The following is a 25,207-nucleotide window of genomic DNA, read 5'->3' as shown; positions in this document are numbered from 1 at the left end:
AGTTGTTATTATGCCTTGAGTGCTGTTGTGTACGATGGCGGGAAGTTGGCCGCCATTCTTTAGATATTTTTTGTAGTACGAAAGTTTATAGCTTAATGGGTCTTTTATTGGTCTGTCGCTATTGAAGAAGTGGCGTGCTTCTATTGAACCATTGTTGTACATGTAGCCATAATTGAAGGGGCCGTAGTCGAGTGTTTTTCCGCTAGTGGTTTTTGTGTCTGTGATATTGATTGAGGCGGATGCCTGGTTGAACAGCATTCCATAGTTAGTGATGTAAGAGGAGGCTTTGTTGATTTCTAGTGTGCCATGGTTGTTTGCGGTGGAATTATTGTAAATTCTGAGTTCTCCTGAATTGATGGAGCCGTAATTGATTAAGTGTGCTGTATTCGATCCTCTCCCAAGGATGATATTGGCTGTTCCGTTCAGTGCTCCTCCTGCTGGAATGCTAAGGGTGCCGCGAATCACTTCGGTCCCTCCTGTGTAGGAGGCATTGTGGATCTCAACGGTGTTGCCAGGGGTGTCAATAACGATTCCACCATTGCCTGTGATGGAGAAAGAGCTTGGAAAGCCAACCCTGTCGCTTGTAGACGATTGGCTGGTATCGGTTATGGACCGATCCGCATTTAAAATTCTGATGACGTCTGCGCGTGATGTGCTGACACCAGCGTCTGGACATAAAAAAGATCTTTTTTCGAGTACCCAGCCGTCGACACGTCCTTGGCTGGATGGATCAAATGAAAATCCTTTGGGGGGAAGTTTGATTGAAAGGGCTGAGTAGTAAGGATCTACAGTAGAAAAAATCCGAGATGGATAGATCAGCGTATTGATGGGTTTGCTGAGCGACCCGCCTTTGTCTGTATAGGCTTTAAATGATTGGTCTATTTTTTTCTTGTATGCATTATTGCTGATGTTCAGGATCTCTCCGCCGCAAAGGTAGGGGAGTGGCGTTTGTTGTGCACTTGCGGGTGCTGGAAATATTCCTGTAAGCGCAGCCAGTGTGAGCAGTATGTGCTTTTTCAAGCCAGTAAAGCGATCATGATAATTTTAGGTTCTGGCCGGAGGTCGTCAACTAGCTGTTATGCAAATGGCGGTAGTTAGAATGAATTAAGCCTACTTTTATTGTTGATGTGCTGATTGGTGTAGTTGTTTTGTTTGAAGAGTTCTGAGATTTCTGAATGATAGCTTTGGTGGTGTTACGTAATTCGAATGCTTCTGTTGGGAAGGCTTTTTTGAGATGCGGGGATCTGTCTCGATTTGACTTTTGAAGCTTTTGGCTTTTTGGTTTTCGGTGGTTTTGTGTTGCCTATAAAAAACCCCCGCCCGCAGGCGAGGGTGAAATGACGATCGTTGTTGGCGTGATGCCGTTCGAGTGATCGTGAGGATCAGTCGAGGTCGGGCATGGCCAAGGTGGGCTCGGCCTGACGGTCGATGCCTTTTTCGAAACCAGCAGCAGCAGCGCGTGCGCGGCCGGCGTGCCAGAGGTGACCCACCAGGAAGAAGAAGGCAAGCACGAACTGAGTCGCAGCCAGCCACTGGCGGATGTTCACGAAGTTCACCGAGTTGGGCTCGGTGATGATGCCGCCCACAGAGTTGAGGGAAGCGTTGGGAGCGTGAGTCATGTACTCAGCTGCACGACGCACCTGCCAAGGCTGGATGTCGTTTTGCAGCTTGTCGAGGCTCAGGCCATTGGGGCCACGCAGGGGCTCCAGCCAGGGACCACGGAAGTCCCAGAAACGCATGGTTTCACCACCGAAGATGATCTCACCGGTTGGGGAGCGCATCAGATATTTACCAAGGCCGGTGGGGCCCATGGCCGAACCGATGTTGGCGCCCAGGCGTTGGTCACGCACCAGGAAGGTGAAGCTCTGTGCCTGGGAGGACTCGGCGTTGGTAGGGCCGTAGAACTCGGAGGGATAAGCGGTGTTGTTGAACCAGATGAAAGCAGAGCAGATGAAGCTCATGAAGCTCAGGGCTCCAAGGCTGTAGCTCAGGTAGGCCTCACCGTTCCAAATGAAGGCACGACGCACCCAGCCGAAAGGCTTGGTGATCACGTGCCAGATGCCACCGAAGATCAGGGTCAGACCCAACCAGATGTGGCCGCCGATGATGTCCTCCATGGAGTTCACACCGATGATCCAGCCCTCGCCACCGAAGGGTGCGCGGAACAGATAACCGAAGATCACACCGGGATTCAGGGTGGGGTTGGTGATTAGACGAACATCACCACCACCGGGGGCCCAAGTGTCGTAGACGCCACCGAAGAACATGGCCTTGAAGACCAGTAGCAGGCATCCAACGCCGAGAAGAATCAAGTGATAACCAATGATGTTGGTCATCTGGTTCTTGTCACGCCAGTCCTGAGAGAAGAAGGTGGAGTAGTTCTCCAGGATCTCCGGACCTCGCAGGGCGTGATAGAGGCCGCCGAGGCCGAGCACGGCGGAGCTGATCAGGTGCAGAACACCGACCACGAAAAAGGGGAAGAGATCAGTGACCTCACCGCCGGGTCCCACGCCATAGCCCAGGGTGGCGACGTGGGGGAACAGGATCAGGCCCTGTTCATACATGGGCTTGTCGAAGGTGAAGTGGCTCACCTCGAACAGCATCATGGCGCCGGCCCAGAACACCATCAGGCCAGCATGGGCCACGTGGGCACCAAGCAGACGGCCGGACAGGTTGATCAGACGAGCATTACCAGACCACCAGGCATAGCCAGTGGAGTCGAGGTCTTTGCCGCCAGTGGCGACAAGACCAGCATTAAAGGGCGTTTCCACGGGGCAGAACCTCTTCAGGGAAGACGAAGTTTTCGTGCGGCTGGTCAGCCGGTGCCATCCAGGCACGCAGACCTTCATTCAGAAGGACGTTCTTGGTGTAGAAGGTCTCGAATTCGGGATCTTCTGCAGCGCGGATTTCCTGAGACACGAAGTCATAGGCGCGCAGGTTGAGAGCCAGACCGATGATGCCGATGGAGCTGGTCCACAGGCCCATCACAGGCACGAACAGCATGAAGAAGTGCAGCCAGCGCTTGTTGGAGAACGCAATTCCGAAGATTTGGCTCCAGAAGCGGTTGGCGGTGACCATGGAATAGGTCTCTTCTTCCTGGGTGGGCTCGAAGGCCTTGAAGGTGTTGGACTGCTCGCCGTCCTCAAACAGGGTGTTTTCCACGGTGGCGCCGTGAATGGCGCAGAGCAGTGCGCCGCCGAGGATGCCGGCCACGCCCATCATGTGGAAGGGGTTCAGGGTCCAGTTGTGGAAGCCCTGAAGGAAGAGGAGGAAGCGGAAGATCGCAGCCACACCGAAGGAGGGCGCGAAGAACCAGCTGCTCTGACCGAGGGGGTACATCAGGAAGACGCTGACGAACACCGCGATCGGGCCGGAGAAGGCGATGGCGTTGTAGGGGCGGATGCCCACCAGACGAGCGATCTCGAACTGACGGAGCATGAAGCCGATCAGCGCGAAGGCACCATGTAGGGCCACGAAGGCCCAAAGGCCGCCGAGCTGACACCAGCGCACGAAGTCGCCCTGGGCCTCAGGGCCCCAGAGCAGCAGAAGGCTGTGACCCATCGCATCAGCGGGGGTGGACACAGCTGCGGTCAGGAAGTTGCAACCTTCCAGGTACGAGGAGGCAATGCCGTGGGTGTACCAGGAGGTGACGAAGGTGGTGCCGGTGAGCCAGCCACCGATGGCCAGATAGGCCGTTGGAAAGAGAAGGATGCCGGACCAGCCGACAAAAACGAAGCGGTCGCGCTTGAGCCAGTCATCGAGGACGTCGAACCATCCCCGCTGTGGCGCGCGTCCTACAGCGATCGTCATGAGAGAGAACGGTGCGGTTACCCGCAGGCTGTGGGATACCCGGCGACCTTAACAATTTCCGTGGGCTGCGCGGGGGTGTTTCGCGTCAGCTGAAATCCGTTGTATCGAAACGCTTTTTTCGAGTTTCTTTCGTTTTTTAGCTGCTGTTTTTCTCAGCTCCTCAGTCGTCGGCAGGTTTAGCCCCCAGCGGGTCACAATGGGCGCTTCCAAGAGCCTTCCATGTCTGCCGATCTGCTTGAACAGCCGGTTCTCGGCTCCCGCCGCCTCTCCAACGTGCTGGTGGCTCTGATGGTGAGCATCGGCGGCCTCGGTTTTTTGCTGGCATCGCTGTCCAGCTATCTCGGGCGTGATCTCCTGCCCCTTGGCCATCCTGCCGCTCTGATCTTTGTGCCTCAGGGTTTGGTGATGGGTTTGTACAGCCTCGCTGCAGCCCTCCTGGCCACGTATCTGTGGTGGGTCATCGCCGTGGATGTAGGTGCTGGCACCAACCGTTTCGACCGCTCTGCCGGGTTGGTGACCATTTCACGACGTGGCTTTCGCAAGCCCATCAACGTGGAAATTCCCTTGAAGGATGTGAAGGCTGTGAAGGTGGAAGTGCGTGATGGCCTCAACACCCGCCGTCGCATTTCCCTGCGCGTGCAGGGTCGCCGCGACATGCCCCTCACCCGTGTGGGTGAACCCCTTCCTCTGGCCCAACTCGAGCAGGACGGCGCCGAACTGGCCCGTTTCCTCGGCGTCAACCTCGAAGGTCTTTGATCACCATGCTGCGTCGTTCCTTCTGGAAGAGCTGTCTGGCAGCTGTCCTTTGCCTGCCCCTCTTGATTGCTTGTTCTGGGCCGAATCAGGCATCGGTTGCCAAGGGTTGTGACCAGGTTTCCAGCCCTTGTCTTCAAGGCAAAGCCACCGTGCTGATGACCACGAGTCGTGGCGACGTGACCCTTGAGCTGGATGGCGATGCAGCTCCTGTCACGGCAGGGAATTTCCTCGACCTGGTTCGCCGTGGCGTTTACGACGGCACGGCGTTTCATCGGGTCGTGCGCGAGCCCGTGCCTTTTGTGGTGCAGGGTGGCGACCCTGCATCGAAGGATCCGAGCACCCCGAAGTCGGCCTACGGCAACGGCAGCTTCATCGACCCTGCCAATGGTCAGGCCCGGATGATTCCATTGGAAGTCAAGTTCAGCAATGAACCAGAACCCCGTTACAGCCGTGTCACCAGCAATCCCAGCGATCTGCTGAAGATTCAGCTGTCCCACGAGCGGGGTGCTCTGGCCATGGCCCGCTCCCAGGCTCCAGATTCCGCCAGCGCGCAGTTTTATATCGCCCTCAAGCCCCTACCCGAACTCGATGGGCGCTACGCCGTGTTCGGTCGTGTAGTGAAAGGAATGGAGGTGGTTGATGCCATTCAGGCCGACGACCGCATTTCCAAAGCCGAAGTGCTCACTCCGGCCCCTTGATTCATCAGGCGGGCACCCGCCCGCCTGTGATGGCCGCCTTGAGCAGCTCAGTGTTCACGCCTGAGGATCGCTCAAGCGCCACTTTTCCGGTGCGGGCAATTTCAAGAATCCCGTAGGGCGCCATCAGGCGCTCAAGCGCCACCAGCTTGCCGGGATCGCCCACCACTTCGAGGGTGAGCGCATCGTCAGCCACGTCCACCACCTTGGCGCGGAACACTTGCACCAGTTCAAGGATGGCGCTGCGCTGCTCTGCCGGTGCGGCCACCTTGAGCAACATCAGTTCGCGCTCCACCGCTGGAATCTGAGACAGATCCAGCACCTGCAGCACGTTCACCAGCTTGTCGAGCTGTTTGGTCATCTGCTGGAGGGTGTGCTCATCGCCCTCCACCACCATCGTCAGGCGGGAGCGTCCATCGGCTTCCGCCGGGCCGACCGCCAGGCTGTCGATGTTGAAACCACGGCGGGCAAACAGGCCAGCAATGCGGCTGAGAGCGCCGGATTCATCCTCCACCAGCACGGACAGGGTGTGCTTCATGCCCCTCGTTTCGTTAGCAGCGGATGTGTGCATCCAAGTTACGGTCCAGCCAGCTCAGTAGGACCTGATGAAAGGCCTCGGGTGTTTCGTCGTGGGGGCAATGGCCGCTCTCCTCGATCACCTGAAGCTCCAGCCAGGCATGTTGTTGCTGCAGCCGTTCTCCGATCAGTAGCGGCACAAAGCGATCTTGGCGACCCCACAACAGCAGTAGGGGCATTGCTTGGGGCAGAGCTGCGAGCCGTTCCAGCAGGGCAGGAGCCGTGGCGCCCCTGGGCCGCAGTGCCATGCCGATGCTCATCGCCCGCAGGGCTCGTGCAGCGGTGGGCCGGCGCGCAGGGGCTGCAATTAATTGATGCAGTTCGCGGTCGTGGCGGATCGAGCGGTGGTAGGCCCCTTGAAGCCCCAGGCGAATCAGCGCAGTGCGGCTGATTACCGGCACCAGAAGGCCTAAGGGTAGTAGGCGCATGGCGGCCACCACGAACGGGCGGCGTAGGCGACGCCAGAACCGAGGGCGTCGCAGGGGCAGTGGTTGCATCAGGGCTGGATCCGGCAAGGGCGCGGCGGCCACTGCCGCCACCAACTCAGGGCGCAGCACAGCGGCGGTCAGGGCGGTGAGGCCTCCGAGCGAGTTGCCCACCAGCACGGCGGGCTGCTGGGCGCTGGCTTGCACCACCTGCTCCAGAAATGCCGTGAGCTGACGGGCCCAAAGGCGATTGTCGATCGGCCGCTGTCGCTGGTGACCCGGTTGCTCCGAGCGCCCGAAGCCAATGAGATCGAGGCCATACACCTGGAAACCAGCCGCCGCCAGCGGTGCTGCGTTGTGGCGCCAATGGTCGCTGCTGGCGCCAAATCCGTGCAGCAGTACGAGGGGCCTGCCATCGCTGGGGCCAAGCACCCGCCAGTGACTCTGCAGTCCCTGCCATTGCCAGAGGGCAGCGTCTCCCCAATCGCTCAGCCGCCCATCTGCCTGCGCGGCAGTCTGGAGAGCGGTTGCATCCACGGACGTCTGAGCCAGAACATCACTCACTATCGCGAAGGTGCAGCGCAGCTGGAGCTGGGGAACGGGTTTTTTCGGCCGGATTCCCGTCCCTCCCGTGACCTGTCGGTGTTGCTTGCTGCCTGGCAGCTACAGCAACGGGGGGAACGCCCCTGCCGTTGGTTGGATCTGATGGCGGGGTGCGGCATTCGTTCTCTGCGTTGGGGGCTTGAAGCCCTGAGCACTGCAGGGGCTTCTGCCGGGCCCGTCACGCTCACGGTGAATGATGCCGATGAAGGCCGGGATGACCTGCTGCGGCGCAACCTCGCGGCTCTCGAAGGCACGACCCTGGCTGTGCAATTGCAGCAGCAGCCGGCGGAGGTCTTGCTTCGCCGTGCCTACCTCGAGAAGCAACATTTCGATCTGATCGATCTCGATGCTTTTGGCTGCCCCAATGCGCTGTTGCAAGCGGCATTGCAGGCCCTTGCCTTTGGCGGAGTGCTTCTGCTTGCCAGCACCGATGGCCGTTCGCCCACAGGCCACGACCGCCCTGCGGCCGTGCGCCGATTTGGGGCTTCAGCCAGGGCGCACCCCGCCAGCTGGGAACTCGCTCTGCGCTTGCAACTGGCCGCGCTGGCCAGAGAGGCCTGGATGCTGGGTCGGGGGCTTGAGCCCTTGGTTTGTTTCAGCGATGGCCGCACCTTTCGTTTGGCGGTGCGGTTGACTCAGCGCGCTGCACCCCATGAGGAGCGGCAGTTGGGACTGGTGGCCCGCTGTGAGGTTTGCGGTGATCAGGCCCAGCAGTCGTTGTTGAAGCTCCAGGGCTGGCCTGCCTGTGGCTGCGGTCTCGGGCAGGGGCGCTGGGCTGTGAGTGGGCCCCTCTGGCTCGGGCCTTTGCAGTCACCACTCGTGATCGGGCAGCTCTTGGCTCTTACCGATCGCATGGAGGCCACCCTGGCCCCTGCCGGCCGCCGTTTGCTTCAGCGTCTGCAGCACGATCCAGGCCTGCCGGTGAGCTGCTGGTCAACTGCGGAGTTGGCCCGGCGATTGCAGTTGCCTGGGCCTCCAGGTTTGACGGAACTCGTGGATGCTTTGCGCGCATCAGGGCATCAGGCCTGCGCCAGCGGTGTGATGGCCGGACAGGTCCGCACCGATGCTCCTCTCGACAGCTTGTTGCAGAGTTGCCGCAATCTGGGCGGTAAGGATCGTTAAATGGGTGGCGAACGATTTGTCCTCACCATGGCCGCGGAGATTTTTGGAACTGCTGCAATCTTTTGGGTTCTGATCCCTGTGGGTCTGGCGGGTGGCGCTCTGCTGCTCAAGCTCCAAGGCGACAACTGATCGCCCGGCCTACCGCGATCGGCCAGGCCTCCAACTAGGCTCCTTCCCTTGTGAGTTCGGACCCCATGCAGGTTCTGGTGGTTGGAGCAACCGGCACGCTTGGCCGGCAAATTGCCCGCCAAGCCCTAGACGCCGGCCATCAGGTGCGTTGCATGGTGCGGACCCCACGGAAAGCTTCATTCCTGCAGGAGTGGGGATGTGAGCTGACACGTGGTGACTTGCTCGAGCCCGCCAGCCTCGATTACGCCCTTGAAGGCGTGGATGCGGTGATCGATGCCGCCACAAGCCGCCCGGATGATCCCCGCAGCGTCTACCAAACGGATTGGGACGGCAAGCTCAACCTGTTTCGTGCCTGCGAATCAGCAGGGGTGAAGCGATTCATCTTCATGTCTCTGCTGGCGGCGGAGAAGCACCGTCAGGTGCCGTTGATGGATATCAAACACTGCAGTGAAACGCTGCTTGAAGGGTCTGACCTGGATTACACGATCCTCCAAGGGGCAGCCTTCATGCAGGGCGTGATCGGTCAGTTCGCCATTCCTGTGCTTGAGAGCCAGACCGTTTGGGTAAGTGGAAGCCCCTCGGCCATCTCTTATATGAACACTCAGGATGTGGCTCGCTTTGCGGTTGCGGCCCTGACTCGCCCTGAAACAGTGCGTCGCAGCTTCCCCGTGGTTGGCCCGAAGGCCTGGAATACGGGTGAAGTGGTGCAGCTTTGTGAGCTCTACAGCGACAAAACGGCTCGGGTCTTCCGTGTTCCGCCTGCACTGATGCAGGCGATGCAGGGTGTCTGCAACTTCTTTGAACCTGCCGTGAACGTGGCCGAACGCCTGGCATTCGCTGAAGTCACGGGTGGTTCCACCGGCTTGACCGCTCCCATGGAAGAGAGCTACAGCGCCTTCGGTCTCGAAGAATCCGAAACCACCACGCTCGAGTCGTACATCCGCGAGTACTACGACACGATCCTCAAGCGCCTGCGTGACATGGAGGCGGATCTCGATAAAGACGCCAAGAAGAAGCTCCCCTTTTAACCAGCCCCCTCTTGTAGTGCAGATGTACTGGCGCCCGGTTAGGGTGTTGCCTGTGTTTTTAAGGGTCGGCTGAGATGTCTGTCGCGCAAGTCAAAAATCTTCAGCGTCGCCTCGACAACCTCAATCGTGAAGCGGAGGCTGAGCTCACCAAGGCCTGTGGCCATGAGTTGTGGCGCACTCTTGGTTTTGATGCGTTCGACAGTCTCGAGGACGCCAGTCGCAGGGCCACGGCGAATTACTACTACGGGCAGTGGCAAACGGTGCGTGAGCTCCAGGATGCTTTGGGCTGAAGCCATCTCGGCAAATCCGGCTGACCTTGAAAGGTGTCATGCGCAACGGCGGTCCTCTAGGCCCTTTCTTCCCTGGCCCTGATGACGTCAGCCAATAGGCAAATCTTGCCCAGAACCATGCCGATCATTCGGTATAAGGCGTTTGCAAGGCGTTGCGCCAAGCCCCGCGACAAACGGGGTTTTTATTGTTCAGTTAAAAAGAAGACTCACTTTTTAGTTGCACTATTGGCTTGAAGGCCTAACAATAAGTGGCGCAAAAGATTGAGCGTGTTAGAACAGAGTCAAATAGGACTTTCCATGAATTCCGGCAAGATCAATCAAGGCGACGCAAATGAGTTAAGCCTTGATGAAATGAAAAAAGTCGTAGGTGGTTTAAAGGGATCTAGCTCAAATGGGGTTGATCATGATTCAAATGATCTTGTGGTAAGTCCTTCTCTCGTTTATACGTCAAGCAGCAGGGGCGGTGGCATGTCTGACGTGGTGTTTTTGGCTGAGCCATTAGCGGCTGGAGCCGAGGACAATCTTTCACTTGAATTAAAACCCTCTGCAGAAGGAGCTGGGATCAAGAACAAGAATGGGACAGATGATCCCGAGAAAATTAGGCCGTTTAGGTGGTAAGTCTCGTTATCTGTAGCTTTATTGGCTGTGACCAAGATCACAGCTGTCTTTGAGTCAGGTCAATGAAGCGGGTGGCGATCACGGCGATGGTGTGTGCATCGGAGGGAGACCTCTGCTATCACTTACACAACGCAGCTAGACCAATGACTGACCCCAGGAACAACGAAGACCAAGAACTGAACTTGGATCAACTGAAGGATGCAGCTGGTGGAATCGTTCACCCCCAATACCGTGATCGCCTCGGTGGAGCTGGGGATAAACTTAAGGATGTCATTATCACCAGCGTTAACGACGGCTCTAGCGAGCTAGACAAAAGCTCATCCAAATACAACCCCGGTAAAGGTGCCTCCATTAATCGGAAGGGAGACGGTTACACCGAAGTTGAGTGGACTTAATTGATTCCATACACCTATCCCAATAGCTGACTCAAGAACACCGAAGATCAAGAGCTGAGTCTGGATCAGCTGATCGACGCTGCTGGTGGTATCAGGGCTGAGGCTGCAGGTGCCACATACCTGAGGCAGAGACCCTCACGGTTGACCCAAAGACTGGTGATAAAAGGTCAACTTCCCCAAAGAGCAACGTCTTCGGTAGCCCAGATCCTCGTGGTGACGACATCTGATCACCCGCTGTCAACCCGATCACCAGCCTCGCCACACGGTGGGCTTTTTGAGTGCCTGCTGCAGGCGGAGGGGCCTGCAAACAAGGCTGAACTGGGTTCTGTGCCGTTCACCAGAGCATCACCAGATCTTGCTTGCATCCCCACCACAACCATGCACTGGGGATCACCAGAAAGGCTGTGACCTTGAAGGAGTCGAGGGGGCAACACCCCACACATCACTCACTCAATTCACTTTTAAAACCATGACTGAATTCAACGCTCAAAAACAGGACAACCAAGCATTTGAATCCTTGACCGATCAGGACTTGGAAAGCGTTTCTGCTGGTTTGCTGCTGCCACCACCATTTGGCCCAATTCTCCCGATCTTCCCGATCGTGCCTTTGAGCACTATTGGCGACGCAGAGAACTGATTTGCAAATCAGCCATTAGCCCCGCCACGAGCGGGGTTTTTTATTGCCTGAACCAGGAATACCCCCCAGCCGGGGGAGGAATAGTCATCGCAAACCCCTCGCTTAGGGGAGGTGGAAACAAGGCTGCCAGGGAGATGGTGAAGAGGTCTAGGAGGGAATGACCTCCACAACTTCAAACCTCAAATGAAACTCTTCACTGCACGCTCTGCTCTCATTATTGGCTCTACTTTCGTGATAACACCAGACCAAGGAAAAGCAACTACCTGGTGTCAAACCATTGGAAATTCAATTTCTTGCAGCTAGCACATGCAGTCGGGAAGCCTGAGGCCTGAGGGCTGAGGGCTGAAAGCTATACAAGACCCAACTACGGGGAAAGCAGGGGGGCGTTGAGTTGTCGCTATCGATCTCCCGATAGAACATTCACCCCGTCGCAAGGCGGGGTTTTCGCATGCCAGGGAAGCGGTAAGTGAATAAGCGTAAATACCTATTAAATTTTGTGATCAGTTGCTAAGTTTTACACGCGCTCTGTTTCGGGTTATTGAGGCTTTAATTGCACCTCTAGCAAATTCCTCATGGAGCTCAACACAATTTTATTTGCAGTTGTGATGGTAGGTGTCGCAGGTTTTATTATTTTTGATGCTGTGAAGTCAATATTGGAAGAATTTAATTTTGAAAATCCCTCAATTGGCTTTCCAAAATTAGCTCTTCCCAAGTTTTCTTCAGCGAAAGCAGACGTCTCTGCTCAAAAAGGATCCTTCCGCCACAATTTTTGAAATTGAGTTTGCGTGGCTAAGTCAGCATCGAGAAGGCTATAGATGCGCAATACGCTTTACCCCGTCAGCAATGGCGGGGTTTTTTATTGCCTGCACAACTGATGAGTCAGCGGATCTCCTCAGCGATCACCGCCCACAGCTTGCCAAGGATGCTCGCCCTTTCCTTGCCCACTTCCCGCAACCGATACGCCGCGAACGTCGACGCCGCCAGCTCCCGAAGCTCCTCATCGGTGCGCCAAGAAACCTCAAGCCACTGACGCCAAAGCTGCATGTAGCGATCGCTCATCGCTCCCCCAGCACCTCGCTTCAGTCGACGGCATCAGCACCGCCCTCAAGGAACTGCCGGCAGCGACGCCGTGCACGGTGGTTCTCTGCTGGTGAATGGAACTTGGATTGCAGGGCGTCCTGTTCGCGCAGCCCTGCCCAGCGACCACGAAGCGCTTCATCTTCAGCCTGCGCCCGTGGTGGTTTCCGGTGACGTGCCATCAGCCCAATCTCCTCAACAGCAACCGCGACAGCAACACCGCATCCATGGCCGTGAGCGTCACGGGTGCATGGGCATCAGGCGATTGCTTCACCTGCGTTGCCAATGCCTCCCGCAGGCGATGCAACGTCTGAAACAGCATTGCCCCCCATCGCCACGGTGATGGTGGTCAGCAGGTGTTCCAGGTCGGCCCTGAAAAGCCTTGCGGTAACTGAACGCCCCCTGTTGGATTCGAACCAACGACCGGCTGCTTAGAAGGCAGAAAAAAACCTGTAGTGGTAAGGGTTTTCAAGATATGACTGCCGTCTGGGCGGTTGAGGGCGGGCAAGGGCGCCCCCTAAAGGGGTGAAAGTGGTCCCGTTTTTGAGGGCGGGACCACTTTTGTTCGACTGGCTGCATTGGAGGCAGTCGGTTGATCTCTCACTTGAGGGAGAAAGCAGTGGCAAAAGACCCCTCAGTTGGGGGAGGCAACGACAGACCCAAAGGAGCGAGGGTGAAGGGGTCCTCAGAAGAAGCGAAATGAAACCTCTCTGAATCGCCGCAATCGCAGCCGGTTTCTGGGCTTACAGCAAAGTCATTCGCTGGGTGGAGCAGCTGTGATCGCTTGAGCCTCAGTGAACTCTCACCAAGCGCTGGGTCTTTAGCCACCCTCCAGCACATGAACCCAAGGCCATGGTTGAGGGGCTGAATGGAGCAAGCGATGGATCCTCTAACCGTCGGCGTGATCCTTGTCGTCTCAATTCCCCTTTACGGGATGGTCATCAAGTGGGTTGCCGAGGCCTGACCAAGGATGAACAGACTGGGCTAACGGCAATCAACTATTGGGTCGCCCAGCAAGAGCCTCACAAGCGCATTGGTTTCGCGAAGCACACAGCGACCGTCCGCCCGCCTCGCCATCCTTGGCGCCATGCCCAAAAAGGACCGCCCCCTTATTGATCGTCACCCCCAAAAGAACGGGGAAGGCTGGTTGCTGAACGAACAGGAGCAGCTGATCGTCTGCTTCCGCAATGCACTGCCCTCAGCTCACGCCAAGTGGATCGAGCTGGAAACCAGACCCATGCGAGGCAGTGGGCAGCCGATCGCCAGGCGAATGCTCAGAAACAACGCGATCGAAGCTTGGACCCACATGCAGAAGACCGGCTGGAAGCGCTGTCAGCCCAGGTGGTGACTGGCTGCTGAGCAACTGTGAGCAAGATCACAGCTGGCGTTGAGCCAGGTCAATGAAGCGGGTGGCGATCACGGCGATGGTGTGTGCATCGGAGGGAGAGATCCCTCGATATACACAACCTCGCTTCTAAAACAATGAAACGTCCACTGTTTGGCTTGGGCCTTGACTCCCATAACTATTCACGCAGTCGCAACCTAGACATTTTCGAAGGAGCGAACCATCGCCTCCGCTTTAGTCAGAACTCAGAGATGAGAGAGCTTCTATCTTTCAAAGAGCAGCAGAAACAGAATGCTGACATTGTTTACGAAGGAACTTATTTGAAAGACGGAGAAAGATTCCAAAATTTAGATAACATTATTGATCCGATCACAGGCAAGCCCGCGGATTTATTTGTTGATACAAAGGGCGGCCATGATTGCGTATGTACCGGAGATGGTGATGATGTTGTTTATCTAGGTGACAACAAATATTATGTTTCAGCCTCTACGGGTGGTGGAGACGACTATGTTGTTGGATCAACAGGCGAAGACGCAGCTTTGCTCGGCGCCGGCGATGATATTTATTTTGGGAGAGGAGGAGGTGATGTTGGAGCCGGTCAGGCTGGTAATGATGTGATGTTTGGAGGCAATGGATTTGATGCTCTCTATGGCTGTATTGGCGAAGACTTTTTGGACGGTCAAGATGGAAGCGACAAGTTGACGGGGGGAATCGATGCAGATGTATTTGTTGTAGATCTAGAGGACTCAGGTAAGGATTGGATTGTAGACTTTAGAGATATTGGCGACAAAATTCTTGTCAAGAATGGTGATGGCAATGCGTTGGCGGGCTCGGATTGGTTTTTGCAGGTTGATCAAGTTACTGACTTTCAGTCTTCATACCAAGATATCCCCCCTGGAATGTTTGATGACATCAATGGCCTGCAGTGCTTCAATATCGTAAATGCAGCCACTGGCGAGATAGCAGCCTCAGTTACTGCCAGTTCAGATCCTTCGTCAGACTGGAGCAATGCTGACCAGCTTATTGCTGTAAACAATTCTGTTATTCAGCTTGTTCAAGGGGGAGACTCAGCGATGACTATCTAGCTAGGACTGAGATGCTGCCGGGGAGCCTGATGCTCATGTAATGAGCTGAAAGCAATACAACACCAACGAGTGGGAAAGCAGGGCGGTCACGAAGCGAGGCTGATCCATCCCCCGGCACAACAATCAGATCACCAGCCCCGCCATGAGCGGGGTTTTTTATTGCCTGCCTGCAGGAGGAGTGGTCCCATAAACAAGGCTGCGACTGGTTCCCGAGCCGTTCACCAGAACATCACCAGAACTTTCCTGCATCCCCACCACAACCATGCACTGGGGGTCACCAGAAAGGCTGTGACCTTGAAGGAGTCGAGGGGGCAACACCCCAAACCTCAATCACTCAACTCACTTCAAAACCATGACTGAACTCAACAATCAAGCTCAAATCATCGAGCTGACTGACGACCAACTGGAACACGTCGAAGGGGGCGGTGCAGGTAGGGCTATCTATGAAGGCGTCCGGACTGTCTCTCCCGCAGTTCGAATCGGCGAATGGATTGCCGGTGGACGGTACCCCTGGCAATGAGCCCTGGCCCGACAATCAGCTCACTCACAGCCCCGCAACACAAGCGGGGTTTTTTATTGCCTGTGCTCACCTGTGACCAAGATCACAGCCGGCAATAAGCCAGATCAATGAAGCGGGTGGCGATCACGGCGAAGGTGTGTGCATCGGAGGGAGACCTCCACCACACCTGACAGACACAGAACAATGACCAACACCGAACTCACCCTCGACCAACTGCAAGCTATTTCTGGTGGCAGCAAATACATCAACGATGCTGGAACCCAAGGTTCAATGAAATGTATTGACTTCGATTCACAATTAAAAACGAAAACCTTGAAAGCCTCGGGTCTTCAATTAACGCGTAATTATGTGCTGGACTACACCGAGCTTTAGTCTGACCCCCCTTCGGTGAACTACTGATATCAATGACCCAACGCACCTATCCCAATGGCTGACCCCAAGAACACTGAAGACCAAGCGCTGAGTCTGAATCATCAGGATTTTGATGCCGAAATTCCACTAGAATTGTTGGCAAATGTCTCGGGTGGAAAGAACACTCGGGCGACACAAAAAGGCTGTGGCAGGAAGAATCCCAGTAAAATACATAAAGAATTAAAATACATAATCAAGGAAAAATATGAAAGAGAGTTTGGGCCGACTATGCACAAGGCGTACAACAAAAACTGAGGCACATTGCCGGCCTCATGTGTGAATATTTTTGAGCCCCGCCACGAGCGGGGTTTTTTATTGCCTATCTGCAGGAGGGAGGGGCCTGTAAACAAGGCTGTGACTGGGTTCTGAGCTGTTTGCCAGCACTTGCCTGCGTCGCTCCCACAACGATGCACTGGGGTTCACCAGAAGGGCTCACCTTGAGCAACGAAGAATTCGAAAAAGCAGAGCAATAAAGAGCGGGACAAATTCAAATCAAACCTATGTCATCCCTCTTAGCTTTTGAATTTCTTCGATCCAAGGTGTGCGCCGGTACAGAGTAAACCGATTGTCTTCTCCTGCTTGGGATGACACCACAAGACAATTGGGGAATACAGGGATGGCGCCAAACAGAAGCGTCCAGTCTTTCCTTAAGGCAGTAATACTGGGCAAGGGAACAACCGTAGCCCCTGTCTGAACATTGAAGGCATGTGCCTCAAAAATCAAACGCTGCTGAGTGAGGTAAAGCTTGCCTCCAACCGCCTCGATACCGCGCTGGTGATTGGCCGGCGATTTTCGAATAATCGCTTCACCAGCTTCAAGTTTTGTTTGCATGACTCCAGCTCCAATGGTCTCAGGATATTGAACGCAGCGCTGCTGTCAGCAAAAGCCCTCTTGAATGTTGGACTTGCCGAGATCAGACGTTTTTGGGGACAGTTGACTGGCATCTCGGCGTGGCTCCAACACAGAGAAGCGACAGGGAAACGTCAATGACCGCTTCAACGGCTGGCCCCGCAATGAGAGGAGTTTTTCGGGTGATACCCAGTGACAGCAGGGGGGGGCTGAGCTGATCACCAGAACTTGCCTACATCCACACCAGATCCATGCACTGAGAGTCGCCAGAAGGGCTGTGACCTTGAAGGAGTCGAGGGGAGAATAAGGGGAGAACACCCCACACATCACTTACTCAACTCACTTCAAAACCATGTCCGAATTCAGCACTGACTACAACAACACTGAACTACTCGATCAAGAGCTGACTGACGACCAACTGGAACTCGTCTCAGGCTGCGGTCGCTATGAAGATGTCAAAACCATGGCCCCTCTAGTTCCTATCATCAACGGTCCAACCAACACAATCTCTCAGTGGCTCGGTGGACCGAGCATTGAAGTCTCTCTCTGACTCAAACAACTGGTGCATGTGAAGACCACATGAAATTTCCCGCCACGAGTGGGGTTTTTTATTGCCTGTGCTCACCTGTGACCAAGATCACAGCTGCCATTGATCCAGATCAATGAAGCGGGTGGCGATCACGGCGATGGTGTGTTCATCGGGGGGAGACCTCCACTTCACATCACCCAAGTACACACCGATGACGACTTCTTTTGTTGCTGGAACTGACGACCAAGAGCTTTCTCTTCAAGAATTGGAAAATCTCAATGGAGGGATTGGCCTCTTGATTGCTATATTTTGGGATAAATGTGGTGGCAAAAAGCAAAGTGCCAAAGATGTTGTTGAAAAGGGCATTATTTGCCAATCGGGTTCTTCCCATCAACATGGCAATCATCCCGATGCGAACTGCCCGGACAATTCAACTCAGGTCAAGGAAGGCGAAGGTGGCTGTACAGACAGCGTTCCTTTTTGAGCGCTGACTGTTGGGTCCAGCGGCCAGCACTGCTCATCACAATGAAGTCACTGCGATCACTGGATCCAACGCGCCCGAGGCTTTGGTTGATGTCAAAAATATCGAAAGCCAGGAGCTGTGACTGGACCAGCTGAAGGATGCCGCGGGGCGTTTTCGGTGATTGCAGTGGCAACACCCTGCCGCTCGGTGGGGTCAGTGGCCGTCAAAGTCATGGGATTAACGGGGCTCTGACGCGTTCACCGTGTTTTCACCAAGGCCTCTTTGATTCCGTACCAGGTCCTTGCATGCGTCTTCACCACGAGGGCGGTGACCTTGAGGGTGTCCGGGAAGCAATTCCCATCACCTTCAAAACTCATGGCCAGCAACACTCAGACCAATACAACTACATATCCTTGGGATCGATGGAGTCAGTTGCCCAAAGAGGAGAGGGATGCCGAACTGAAAGAGGCGGCTAAGGAGTATGCCTCTTTCGATGATGATCATGCTGTTGGCCATCACGGCACCCGCCCACCATTCCCTTATTTTGATTCAGTTAAGGCTGAAGAGATTGATGAGCCCTGCTATACGGATTTCATTGTGCAGCGAGAGTCGCAAAAGCAAGACGTAAGTGCTGATGCAAGTGACTACGACTGGTTTCCAATGCACCATGATGATGGAATCATGGATGGCTATCTCGATGTTGGCGATGCTGGTCTCCCTGCTGGCGGCCATGATCTGTCCACTGCTGACCCTTTGATTGGTAGGGCTTCTGATCAACGCGAGGTCAGCCATGGATTTGCGCCAAATTCTTTTGGGCCTTCAGGTTTGCCGGCTGATTCCTACGTCCATGGAAACGATTCCTCTTTGGGGCATGACGTTGGTTCTCATGCTGGACCGTCTGCCGTTTGGTCCTCTCGTGCAGGTGAGGCTGCGCCTGGCTCGCACTTCTTGATTTCTATTGAGCCCAGTAATTTCATTGGTGGTGAGTTTCCGCATTGTCCAGGGCAAGACAATGCCGACTGCGCCACGGGCGATCAGGTGTTGGTCCCCACTGTTGATCCTGGCCAGAGCACGAATCAACTTGCTCTTGTATGAGCAATGCCAATCCCATCAGCCCCGCCTTGAGCGGGGATTTGATGGTTTCCCTCGCTGCGCTGACTTGGATTAACAGTCGTCGGTCAGGCGGTGCCTTCAGGCCGTCTTGGGGAGGGGGGATCGCTTCGGGCCTGGAGTTGCCTGCTTGGATGGTCGAAGATTCGATCAAATGGGATTGATGAGTAGCTGTTGCGGCCCCTCGGCACCTCTCGACCAAACCCAGGCCGTTGATGACCGCTATGGCGCTGCGGCATTGGAGCAAGAGGCATGTCTTTGCACTCCTGTGGCGTTCAATCCCCAATGGCTGGAAGTGATCCCGTCTGAAGTGGTGGAGAGGGATTACGGCTGTGGTGATCCCACCCGTTGGGTTGAATCCGGGGACACCGTGTTGGATTTGGGAAGCGGCAGCGGCAAAAATGCATTCATCTGTGCCCAAGTGGTGGGCGCCGAAGGTGCCGTGATCGGTGTCGATCGCAATGCCGACATGTTGGCCCTCTCCCGTGGAGCGGCTCCTGTGGTTGCTGAGCGCATTGGGTACAGCAACGTGCGCTTTGTTGAGGGTGCGATTGAAACGCTTGACGCTTCGGGTCCTGATGGTGCGCCCCTGATTGCCGATGCCAGCGTCGATCTGGTGCTCAGTAATTGTGTGCTCAATCTGGTCAACCCTTCAGCGCGTGTGCGCTTGCTGGCCAACATTCGCCGGGTGTTGCGCCCGGGTGGCCGTGTGGCCATCAGCGACATCGTTTGCGATCGACCCGTTCCCCTCGCGCTTCAGCAGGACCCCGAGCTCTGGAGTGGCTGCATTAGTGGTGCCTGGGAAGAGCAGGCTTTTCTCGATGATTTCGCAACTCTCGGTTTCGAGGATGTCGCCTATGCCGACCGCTCGGAGCAGCCCTGGAAAGTGGTGGAGGGCATTGAGTTTCGGGCCGTCACCCTCGTGGGCGCCCTCCCCGGCGGCCTCGCGACGACGGCGTCTCCCGCTGCTGCACCCTCCTGCTGCTGAGGAGACGCATCAGCCGTTGCTCTTCCGCAGTGCTGGCGGGGCGCCACTCGCCAGCGCTTAGCCCTTCAAGGCTGAGGGGGGCTTCCCCATCCATCAGATCAATCGTGGTGCGAATTAGTCGCAGGGTGGGCAGCCCCACGGCAGCGGTCATGCGCCTGACCTGACGGTTGCGGCCTTCACGCAGAGAAAGCGTGATCCAGCTGGTGGGAATGGTGGCCCTGGTGCGAATGGGGGGGTCGCGAGGCGGCAGCGCATCGCTCAGTTGTGAGGCGAGTGGCTGGGCTCGAGCGGGCAGGGTGAGCTTTCCCTGGATCGGCACCCCCTGTTCCAGCTGGGTCAGCTGGCTGGCGGTTGCTTCTCCTTCCACTTGGGCCCAATAGGTGCGCCAGTGGCCGAAGCGGGGATCGGTCAGGCGTTGCTGGAGCCGGCCATTGCTGGTGAGCAGCAGCAACCCCTCGCTGTCGGCATCAAGGCGTCCGGCCGCATAAACCTCAGGAACGGAGACCCAATCAGCTAGGCATCCCCAGCGGCTTCCTTGTTCCCGGGTGAATTGACTGAGCACGCCATAGGGCTTGTTCAGCAGGAGGGTTTGCGAACCACGATTCGGGTTGCTCACCGATTGGAGGGCGACGTTTTAACCGTGGGCGCCAAAGCAGAGCAGCAGGGCTTCTCCCCAACTGGTGGCCCCATTGAGATGGTCGTCATGAAGATGCTTGATCTTGTCGGCCTGCATCTTCATCAACGTCGCTTGGGTGAAGGTGTGACCCTGGCTTGAAGCCAAATCCACCACATGTTGAGGACTTGGGGCCTGGCGCACCTGTTCACGCAGCTGCGAATCGGATTGCACCAGGGATGAAAAGGCGGTCAGGGCGGATTCAGACACGGATCTGAAACAACGCAGAGCCCGAAGACTAGATAGAGCTTTGGCGAGCGCGCCACAGATTCACCACCCCAATCGAGATCAGCAGCAAGCCCAGGTCGAGCGTGAGCGGAGGCAGGATCATGAAGCGCGCTACAGCGACAGAGACGTTAGAAGCAAACCGCCACAACCTGGGAGTGCAGGTGGCCACCTAAACTGGCTTCATTAGAGAGATTGAAAGCAGCCCCGCATGATCGAAACCTCGGGTGTCATCGAGAAAGAACAGGGCAATGGGTTTTACCTGGTGACCCTCGAACAGCCCGCAGGTCACCAGTGCCTTTGCCGTGCTGCTGGCAAGCTCACCAAGTTCCGCATCAAGTTGCTGGCCGGTGACAAGGTGTTGGTGGAGATCAGCCCTTACGACCTGACCCGCGGACGCATCACCTACCGCGAGCGCAACGCCGGAGCTCCGGGTGGACGTCCAGGCGGTAACCGCCCCGGTGGTCCTCGCCGCCGCTGATCAAGTTCAAACGCAGCGCTGTCCGGCATTCCGCAATGGGATGCCGGTTTTTTGTGCTCAGGCTTTCACCAGTAGCTGTTCGATCGCTGCCTTGAACTCACTGCGTTGCTTGACGCCACGCCACTGTTGTTTGAGTTCTTTGGCGTGGAAGAGCTGCACGGTGGGTGTTCCGTTTACCCCTGCCTGCTCAGCGATGGCCTGCTCGGCCTCGATGTCGATTTCGATGCCTTGCGCCCCGCCCTCGAGTTCCTTGAGGACCCGTTTGAGCTGGGGTTTGAGCACGTGGCATGGGCCGCAGCTGGGGGAGGAATACACCACCAGCAGTGGCCTGTCGCTGTCGTGGTACAGCTTGCGCAGGGCATAGCTGCCTTTCTGCCAGAGGGCATGGGGGTCGTAGGTGGTCTCGTCGACCGCCTCAGACACCTGGGGGGTTTCGGCCTGTTTAGGTTCCACCGACTCGCGGCTGACCAGTTGGGCCAGGTTGTGATGGCTCAGCCAGCGTTCCGCTGCCAGAGCGGCTTGGCAACCGCTACCTGCGGCGGTAATGCCCTGCCGCCATTCGGCATCGGCCACATCACCGGCGGCATACACCCCTTCCAGGGAGGTTTCCGGTCTGCCGGGCTCGGTGATCAAGTATCCCTTGCCATCGCATCGGAGCTGGTCGTGCACCAGTTCGGTGTTTGGGGTGTGGCCGATGGCATAAAACAATCCGCGCACGGGCAGCTCGGACTGCTCACCATTGCCGCGGTTGCGCAGGGTTAAGGAGTGGAGCCAGTCAGCGCCGTTGGCATCCACCACCTCGGTGTTCCAGTGAACGGTGATCTGCGGGTTGGCCTGCACCCGATCGGCCATGGCGGCACTGGCTCTCAGCTGATCGGAGCGCACCAGCAGGTGCACATGACTGCCGTATTTGGTGAGATACACCGCTTCTTCACAGGCGGAGTCTCCGCCTCCCACCACTGCGAGTTCCGCATTGCGAAATTGGGGTGTGGCGCCATCACAGATCGCGCAGGCACTGATGCCGCTGCTCCAGAACTGGTCTTCGTTTGGCAGCCCCAGACGGTTGGCGCTGGCACCCGTGGCCAGGATCACCGCTTGGGCGCGAATGATGCGGCCTTCGGTTTTGATCTGGAATGGACGCGAGCTGAGATCAATTCCATCGGCGTCAGCCTCCACAAGACGGGTACCCCACCGTTCCGCCTGGGCCTTCATCAGGTCCATCAGATCTGGTCCCAGGACCCCGTCGGGGAAGCCAGGGAAGTTCTCCACATGGGTCGTGGTCATCAGCTGACCACCGGGGATTCCGCCGCGCTGGAAGCCCGTAATCAAGATCGGGCTCAGGTTGGCGCGGGCTGCATAGATCGCAGCGGTGTAGCCGGCAGGCCCTGAACCAATGATCACAAGGTTTTCCACCCCATCGCCAGGGGTAGAGGAGGTCCCGAGCTGCCCAGCAGCGGTCATGGCTTAAGCGGATTGGCTATGAGTTGAGCCTAGGATCTTGCCTGCTCCCTTGGGGACCACAGGATGTTGCTTCAATAATCACTTCTGAAGCAAAGAACGAATTAATAAGCGGTTAATAGTTTCTTCAGATTTCCAGTGGATTGTCGCTGGTGTCGCGGTCAATCAGCGGGCGCTTGCTGGGCATCCGTGGTGCCATCAGCACGGATTGCTCGAGCATCTCCTCATCTTCACCAATGCAGGTGATCCACTCGCAGAATTCCTGGCTGATGGCATAACTGTCTTCATAGCGCTCAGTGCTGTCGAGCACAGCGATCCTGGTGCTTGCCCAGCAGGTCGCAACGCTGACTCGACGTTCGCGGGCTGCGTCCATGATCTGCTCCCAGATGAGTCCAGGCTGCTAGGCGGAGGGGCCATTTCAGCCTGATTTGCGACAAAGTTCGCATTTATCTACGCAGACTGATGTCGTTATCGCTGCAAAAATTGGGGTAATTCTGGTGTGCGCAAGCGGATCATTGCGCCAGCACCATCGTTCACCGCTTCCAGGGGCAAGCTCGGACCGCGCCAGTTGCCTGCGCCAGCATCCTCACTCTCAGCCACCGCTTGTTCGCTGCGGATGCGGTAGGGCTCCGAGAACGACCAGCTGCGCGCATAACCCATCAGCAGTGGATCAGCGGGAGCAAAGATGTAGGAGGAGTCCCGAGGGATCGCCTCGACGGCGGCGCGGTCGCTTCCCATGCGCACCGCACGGGTGATGCCTTGCACGAACCGGCTCCGGGTCACGACGGTGGTGAGATAGGCCACCACCCGCAGACGGGGAGCATCGAAGCCTTCGGCGCACATGTCGATGCTCACCAGCCAGTCGGCAGGGCCGTCTTGAAACTGGCTGAGACGTCGGGCGGCCTCGGGATCCTGGGAATGCACCAGATCCACGCGGTCACCTTCCTCCTCCAGCAATCGTCCGATGGCTGTGGCGTGATCGATGTCGCGGGCGATCACCAGGCCGCCGGCGCGGGGGTGCGACTGGCGCACCGTCTCCAGTTGTCGGCGGGCACGAAGCAGCAGTTGCAAAGCGATGCTGCTGGAGTCAGACAGGCGGATGGCGCGACGCAGATTGCGGGCCCGCCAGCTTTCCCGTTGTTCGGCCGACAGTGGCGACACATCCCGGTCGGGATTCCCCTCACGGCTGTGCTCCACCCACCCGTCCTGGAAACGAAATTCCAGGGGACGCACGTCGCCAGCGGCGATTAACTCCCGGGGTTCCACGCACAGGTCCGGGCTGATCTGCTCCACCAGCTCCCCTTGTTGCTCCACCCGCACGCGCCGTGCAGCGCAGAAGGCCAGGTTGTCGGCGCGAAATGGGGTGCCCGTGAGCCCCAGGCGCAAGCGGCAGCCATGGCTGAGATCCAGAAAGGTGCGGCCCCAGATCGGACCGTCCGGTTCATCGGGATCCACCCCCAGGTGATGGGCTTCATCGGCGATCGCCAGCCACTCCTGTCCTCCCCAAGCGCTCAGCGCCAGTTGCAGGGGCTCCAACTGGCGCCCTGCGGCCTGGTAGGTGAGCAGCCAGCCATCGGCTGACTTGAGGGCTTCTGGGTCGCTTGGGGAGGCCGACCAGTCTTCGAGGCGCAGCCCCAAGCGAGACGCGGCGGCACTCCACTGCCGCAGAATCGAGGTGCGATGGCAGAAGACCACAAATCGCCGCAGCTGTCCTTCCTGCTGCATCGCCTGAAATCCCAGCAGGGCACCCAGGGTTTTGCCTGCTCCAGGGCCGGCATGCACCAGCACGTCGCGGCCACTGGCGCAGGAAGGTGCCAGGCGTCGCCGCAGCAGCTGTATCAGCTGCTGTTGCCAAACCCGTGGCCGAATGCGCCCCTGCTCCGCAGCAGAACCCAGATCAAAGGACGTGCTGGCGATGGGACCCATTTGCAAGATGAGTCTTTCTAACCATTCCAAACCGGTCAGGCATCCCTAACTTCCGGCCATCAGCCCATGAAATTGATCCATTCACGTCATGGCTCGTTGTTACCGCACCCCTGGATCAAACCCTCAGCAGCGGCAGCTGCTGGAGAACTGCTGGCAGGAGGATTGCGACATCGATCCCCTGATCCTGCGGGCGCGGCTCCTCCGCCATCAGGGGCGCCGCCTGCTGGCCCTGGGGCTGGAGCAGGAGGTCACCCCTCTGTTCTGAGACAGGACGTTGTTGCGACCCAAAGCTGTTGCGGGCTAAATCGCCTCGGCGTGATTGGCCAGCAGCCGTTCCACCTCTTCCAATCCCTCGCCAGCGGCAGTTCGGGCCAGCTCGAAATTGCCTTCAGCGTCCCCTAAAAGCTGAGCAGAGCAGCGATCCAGAAGATCGTCTTTCTGCTCACTCAGCAGCGTGAGCAGTTCCTGCTCGATCAGATGTTGCACCGCTTGGCGCTGCAGATGTTGATCACTGGCTTCCTCAAATGTGCCCTCCACCAGTTCCTGGATGAACAGCCGGTGCACCTCACTGCTGCGCAGGAAGCTCTCTGTGGCGTTGATGATCCCGTCCACCAGGGTCCGATCGGGTTCAGAACCCTGTTCCGCCAGCTTGAACTCCCAATCGAGATGGCGGCGCTGCCAACCGGCGGCATGCAAGCTCGGCATCACCGTTTGGGTGAAGGTGTCCACGGACATCTCATAAATGCGCTCGGCCAGGCGCTCGCACCAGGCCCGTCCGTGATCCCTGAGCACGCTTTGCATCGCATCGCGTTGCACCGCATGCCCACCGTGATGGCTGTGGCAGACGCCGTCAGGACATTCGATCGCCGAGAGGCCCATGGGATTCCTGTGGGGATCTCTCCGGCTTAGCCAGTAGGTCCGGATCACCACGCAATCTTCAGGAAAGCTGCGGTAAGGGAAAGGGCGACCCCGTAATCTCGCTT

The 25,207-nt window shown here is 57.1% G+C and carries 35 protein-coding genes and 1 tRNA gene; 21 read left to right on the top strand and 15 right to left on the bottom strand.

Going from position 1 to position 25,207, the window contains the following annotated elements; genetic code table 11:
• Positions 1 to 1,382 precede the first annotated feature (1,382 nt).
• Positions 1,383 to 2,771 (bottom strand): photosystem II reaction center protein CP43, encoded by a 1,389-nt coding sequence (psbC, locus tag RS9916_RS05745; protein ID WP_007098350.1) that lies wholly within the window; start codon positions 2,769 to 2,771, stop codon positions 1,383 to 1,385.
• Positions 2,755 to 3,810: a photosystem II D2 protein (photosystem q(a) protein) gene (gene psbD, locus RS9916_RS05740; protein WP_007098349.1), complete on the bottom strand. Its 1,056-nt coding sequence runs from the start codon at positions 3,808 to 3,810 to the stop codon at positions 2,755 to 2,757. The genes psbC and psbD overlap by 17 nt, the downstream gene beginning before the upstream one ends.
• A gap of 219 nt (positions 3,811 to 4,029) precedes the next feature.
• Here psbD and RS9916_RS05735 point away from each other — a divergent pair, with 219 nt between their 5' ends.
• On the top strand, positions 4,030 to 4,566 hold the full coding sequence (locus tag RS9916_RS05735; RefSeq protein ID WP_007098348.1) for a photosystem I assembly protein Ycf4: 537 nt from the start codon (positions 4,030 to 4,032) through the stop codon (positions 4,564 to 4,566).
• A gap of 5 nt (positions 4,567 to 4,571) precedes the next feature.
• A complete protein-coding gene (locus RS9916_RS05730; RefSeq protein WP_038024252.1) occupies positions 4,572 to 5,264 on the top strand; it encodes a peptidylprolyl isomerase in 693 nt (230 codons plus the stop codon).
• 4 nt (positions 5,265 to 5,268) lie between these two features.
• Here RS9916_RS05730 and ilvN read toward each other — a convergent pair whose 3' ends face one another.
• Both ilvN and RS9916_RS05720 read right to left on the bottom strand, forming a co-directional pair.
• Positions 5,269 to 5,799: an acetolactate synthase small subunit gene (gene ilvN / locus RS9916_RS05725; RefSeq protein WP_007098346.1), complete on the bottom strand. Its 531-nt coding sequence runs from the start codon at positions 5,797 to 5,799 to the stop codon at positions 5,269 to 5,271.
• A 13-nt stretch (positions 5,800 to 5,812) separates the two neighbouring features.
• Entirely contained in the window at positions 5,813 to 6,694 is an 882-nt protein-coding gene (locus RS9916_RS05720) for an alpha/beta fold hydrolase (RefSeq protein ID WP_007098345.1), read from the bottom strand.
• Between RS9916_RS05720 and RS9916_RS05715 the strand changes: the two genes are divergently transcribed.
• The 8 genes from RS9916_RS05715 to RS9916_RS14385 all read left to right on the top strand — a co-directional run bounded on the left by RS9916_RS05715 (position 6,653) and on the right by RS9916_RS14385 (position 11,857).
• Positions 6,653 to 7,987 (top strand): N2,N2-dimethylguanosine tRNA methyltransferase, encoded by a 1,335-nt coding sequence (locus RS9916_RS05715; protein WP_007098344.1) that lies wholly within the window; start codon positions 6,653 to 6,655, stop codon positions 7,985 to 7,987. The two genes, RS9916_RS05720 and RS9916_RS05715, sit on opposite strands and share 42 nt — an antisense overlap.
• 27 nt (positions 7,988 to 8,014) lie before the next feature.
• Positions 8,015 to 8,116 carry a cytochrome b6-f complex subunit PetM gene (gene petM / locus RS9916_RS05710; protein WP_038024248.1) on the top strand — a complete coding sequence of 34 codons (102 nt, stop codon included), beginning with the start codon at positions 8,015 to 8,017 and terminating at the stop codon, positions 8,114 to 8,116.
• A 65-nt stretch (positions 8,117 to 8,181) separates the two neighbouring features.
• A complete protein-coding gene (locus tag RS9916_RS05705; protein ID WP_007098342.1) occupies positions 8,182 to 9,144 on the top strand; it encodes an NAD(P)H-binding protein in 963 nt (320 codons plus the stop codon).
• 74 nt (positions 9,145 to 9,218) lie between these two features.
• Positions 9,219 to 9,434: a hypothetical protein gene (locus RS9916_RS05700; RefSeq protein WP_007098341.1), complete on the top strand. Its 216-nt coding sequence runs from the start codon at positions 9,219 to 9,221 to the stop codon at positions 9,432 to 9,434.
• Between the two features lie 297 nt (positions 9,435 to 9,731).
• Entirely contained in the window at positions 9,732 to 10,052 is a 321-nt protein-coding gene (locus tag RS9916_RS14395) for a hypothetical protein (RefSeq protein WP_007098340.1), read from the top strand.
• Between the two features lie 71 nt (positions 10,053 to 10,123).
• Positions 10,124 to 10,447 (top strand): hypothetical protein, encoded by a 324-nt coding sequence (locus tag RS9916_RS05695; protein WP_198003405.1) that lies wholly within the window; start codon positions 10,124 to 10,126, stop codon positions 10,445 to 10,447.
• A gap of 469 nt (positions 10,448 to 10,916) precedes the next feature.
• Positions 10,917 to 11,084: a hypothetical protein gene (locus RS9916_RS14390; protein WP_007098338.1), complete on the top strand. Its 168-nt coding sequence runs from the start codon at positions 10,917 to 10,919 to the stop codon at positions 11,082 to 11,084.
• A 572-nt stretch (positions 11,085 to 11,656) separates the two neighbouring features.
• A complete protein-coding gene (locus tag RS9916_RS14385; RefSeq protein WP_007098337.1) occupies positions 11,657 to 11,857 on the top strand; it encodes a hypothetical protein in 201 nt (66 codons plus the stop codon).
• 106 nt (positions 11,858 to 11,963) lie between these two features.
• Here the strand turns inward: RS9916_RS14385 and RS9916_RS05685 are convergent, their stop codons facing one another.
• The 4 genes from RS9916_RS05685 to RS9916_RS14370 form a co-directional block, all read right to left on the bottom strand.
• Entirely contained in the window at positions 11,964 to 12,143 is a 180-nt protein-coding gene (locus RS9916_RS05685; protein WP_007098336.1) for a hypothetical protein, read from the bottom strand.
• Positions 12,144 to 12,163: 20 nt separating this feature from the next.
• Positions 12,164 to 12,343 (bottom strand): hypothetical protein, encoded by a 180-nt coding sequence (locus RS9916_RS14380; protein ID WP_156777478.1) that lies wholly within the window; start codon positions 12,341 to 12,343, stop codon positions 12,164 to 12,166.
• Positions 12,343 to 12,483, bottom strand: a complete 141-nt coding sequence (locus RS9916_RS14375; protein WP_156777477.1) for a hypothetical protein — start codon at positions 12,481 to 12,483, stop codon at positions 12,343 to 12,345. The genes RS9916_RS14380 and RS9916_RS14375 overlap by 1 nt, the downstream gene beginning before the upstream one ends.
• Before the next feature lie 74 nt (positions 12,484 to 12,557).
• Positions 12,558 to 12,675 (bottom strand) — tRNA-Ser (locus RS9916_RS14370).
• 573 nt (positions 12,676 to 13,248) lie between these two features.
• Here RS9916_RS14370 and RS9916_RS05675 point away from each other — a divergent pair.
• The 5 genes from RS9916_RS05675 (at position 13,249) to RS9916_RS05660 (ending at position 15,777) form a co-directional block, all read left to right on the top strand.
• The gene (locus RS9916_RS05675) at positions 13,249 to 13,509 is read left to right on the top strand and encodes a DUF1651 domain-containing protein (RefSeq protein WP_038023361.1); all 261 of its coding nucleotides are present in this window, start codon (positions 13,249 to 13,251) and stop codon (positions 13,507 to 13,509) included.
• Positions 13,510 to 13,757: 248 nt separating this feature from the next.
• Positions 13,758 to 14,591, top strand: coding sequence for a calcium-binding protein (locus RS9916_RS14365; RefSeq protein ID WP_156777476.1), 834 nt, complete (start codon positions 13,758 to 13,760; stop codon positions 14,589 to 14,591).
• A gap of 352 nt (positions 14,592 to 14,943) precedes the next feature.
• On the top strand, positions 14,944 to 15,111 hold the full coding sequence (locus tag RS9916_RS14820; protein ID WP_007098330.1) for a bacteriocin: 168 nt from the start codon (positions 14,944 to 14,946) through the stop codon (positions 15,109 to 15,111).
• Positions 15,112 to 15,294: 183 nt separating this feature from the next.
• A complete protein-coding gene (locus tag RS9916_RS05665; protein WP_007098328.1) occupies positions 15,295 to 15,483 on the top strand; it encodes a CCRG-2 family RiPP in 189 nt (62 codons plus the stop codon).
• A gap of 54 nt (positions 15,484 to 15,537) precedes the next feature.
• Complete coding sequence (locus RS9916_RS05660) at positions 15,538 to 15,777, top strand: hypothetical protein (protein ID WP_007098327.1); 240 nt, start codon at positions 15,538 to 15,540, stop codon at positions 15,775 to 15,777.
• A 243-nt stretch (positions 15,778 to 16,020) separates the two neighbouring features.
• Here RS9916_RS05660 and RS9916_RS13805 read toward each other — a convergent pair whose 3' ends face one another.
• Positions 16,021 to 16,353 (bottom strand): GRAM domain-containing protein, encoded by a 333-nt coding sequence (locus RS9916_RS13805; RefSeq protein ID WP_007098326.1) that lies wholly within the window; start codon positions 16,351 to 16,353, stop codon positions 16,021 to 16,023.
• Positions 16,354 to 16,723: 370 nt separating this feature from the next.
• Between RS9916_RS13805 and RS9916_RS05650 the strand changes: the two genes are divergently transcribed.
• From RS9916_RS05650 to RS9916_RS05630, 4 genes are all read left to right on the top strand, one after another.
• On the top strand, positions 16,724 to 16,921 hold the full coding sequence (locus tag RS9916_RS05650; RefSeq protein ID WP_007098325.1) for a hypothetical protein: 198 nt from the start codon (positions 16,724 to 16,726) through the stop codon (positions 16,919 to 16,921).
• 121 nt (positions 16,922 to 17,042) lie between these two features.
• Positions 17,043 to 17,384 carry a hypothetical protein gene (locus tag RS9916_RS14355; RefSeq protein ID WP_156777475.1) on the top strand — a complete coding sequence of 114 codons (342 nt, stop codon included), beginning with the start codon at positions 17,043 to 17,045 and terminating at the stop codon, positions 17,382 to 17,384.
• Between the two features lie 354 nt (positions 17,385 to 17,738).
• Complete coding sequence (locus tag RS9916_RS14350; protein WP_156777474.1) at positions 17,739 to 18,458, top strand: hypothetical protein; 720 nt, start codon at positions 17,739 to 17,741, stop codon at positions 18,456 to 18,458.
• Between the two features lie 175 nt (positions 18,459 to 18,633).
• The gene (locus RS9916_RS05630) at positions 18,634 to 19,461 is read left to right on the top strand and encodes a methyltransferase domain-containing protein (RefSeq protein ID WP_083773084.1); all 828 of its coding nucleotides are present in this window, start codon (positions 18,634 to 18,636) and stop codon (positions 19,459 to 19,461) included.
• Here RS9916_RS05630 and RS9916_RS05625 read toward each other — a convergent pair.
• Positions 19,388 to 20,077 carry a pseudouridine synthase gene (locus tag RS9916_RS05625; protein ID WP_007098318.1) on the bottom strand — a complete coding sequence of 230 codons (690 nt, stop codon included), beginning with the start codon at positions 20,075 to 20,077 and terminating at the stop codon, positions 19,388 to 19,390. The genes RS9916_RS05630 and RS9916_RS05625 overlap by 74 nt on opposite strands.
• 18 nt (positions 20,078 to 20,095) lie before the next feature.
• Entirely contained in the window at positions 20,096 to 20,344 is a 249-nt protein-coding gene (locus RS9916_RS05620; RefSeq protein ID WP_007098317.1) for a Nif11-like leader peptide family natural product precursor, read from the bottom strand.
• 226 nt (positions 20,345 to 20,570) lie between these two features.
• Between RS9916_RS05620 and infA the strand changes: the two genes are divergently transcribed.
• On the top strand, positions 20,571 to 20,840 hold the full coding sequence (infA, locus tag RS9916_RS05615; protein ID WP_006041809.1) for a translation initiation factor IF-1: 270 nt from the start codon (positions 20,571 to 20,573) through the stop codon (positions 20,838 to 20,840).
• A 57-nt stretch (positions 20,841 to 20,897) separates the two neighbouring features.
• Here infA and trxB read toward each other — a convergent pair whose 3' ends face one another.
• The 3 genes from trxB to RS9916_RS05600 form a co-directional block, all read right to left on the bottom strand.
• On the bottom strand, positions 20,898 to 22,301 hold the full coding sequence (gene trxB, locus RS9916_RS05610) for a thioredoxin-disulfide reductase (protein ID WP_007098315.1): 1,404 nt from the start codon (positions 22,299 to 22,301) through the stop codon (positions 20,898 to 20,900).
• Positions 22,302 to 22,425: 124 nt separating this feature from the next.
• Entirely contained in the window at positions 22,426 to 22,671 is a 246-nt protein-coding gene (locus RS9916_RS05605) for a hypothetical protein (protein WP_007098314.1), read from the bottom strand.
• Between the two features lie 95 nt (positions 22,672 to 22,766).
• On the bottom strand, positions 22,767 to 24,224 hold the full coding sequence (locus RS9916_RS05600; protein ID WP_007098313.1) for a DEAD/DEAH box helicase: 1,458 nt from the start codon (positions 24,222 to 24,224) through the stop codon (positions 22,767 to 22,769).
• Positions 24,225 to 24,312: 88 nt separating this feature from the next.
• On the opposite strand from RS9916_RS05600, the gene RS9916_RS14815 reads away from it, so the two are divergent.
• Positions 24,313 to 24,489, top strand: a complete 177-nt coding sequence (locus tag RS9916_RS14815) for a hypothetical protein (protein ID WP_007098312.1) — start codon at positions 24,313 to 24,315, stop codon at positions 24,487 to 24,489.
• Positions 24,490 to 24,524: 35 nt separating this feature from the next.
• Here RS9916_RS14815 and RS9916_RS05595 read toward each other — a convergent pair whose 3' ends face one another.
• The gene (locus RS9916_RS05595; RefSeq protein ID WP_007098311.1) at positions 24,525 to 25,103 is read right to left on the bottom strand and encodes a hypothetical protein; all 579 of its coding nucleotides are present in this window, start codon (positions 25,101 to 25,103) and stop codon (positions 24,525 to 24,527) included.
• Between the last annotated feature and the right edge of the window lie 104 nt (positions 25,104 to 25,207).

The organism is Synechococcus sp. RS9916 (assembly GCF_000153825.1).
Taxonomy (GTDB): domain Bacteria; phylum Cyanobacteriota; class Cyanobacteriia; order PCC-6307; family Cyanobiaceae; genus Synechococcus_C.
The sequence above is the reverse complement of the archived record's forward strand: the minus strand, read 5'-3'. Positions and strand labels throughout refer to the sequence as shown.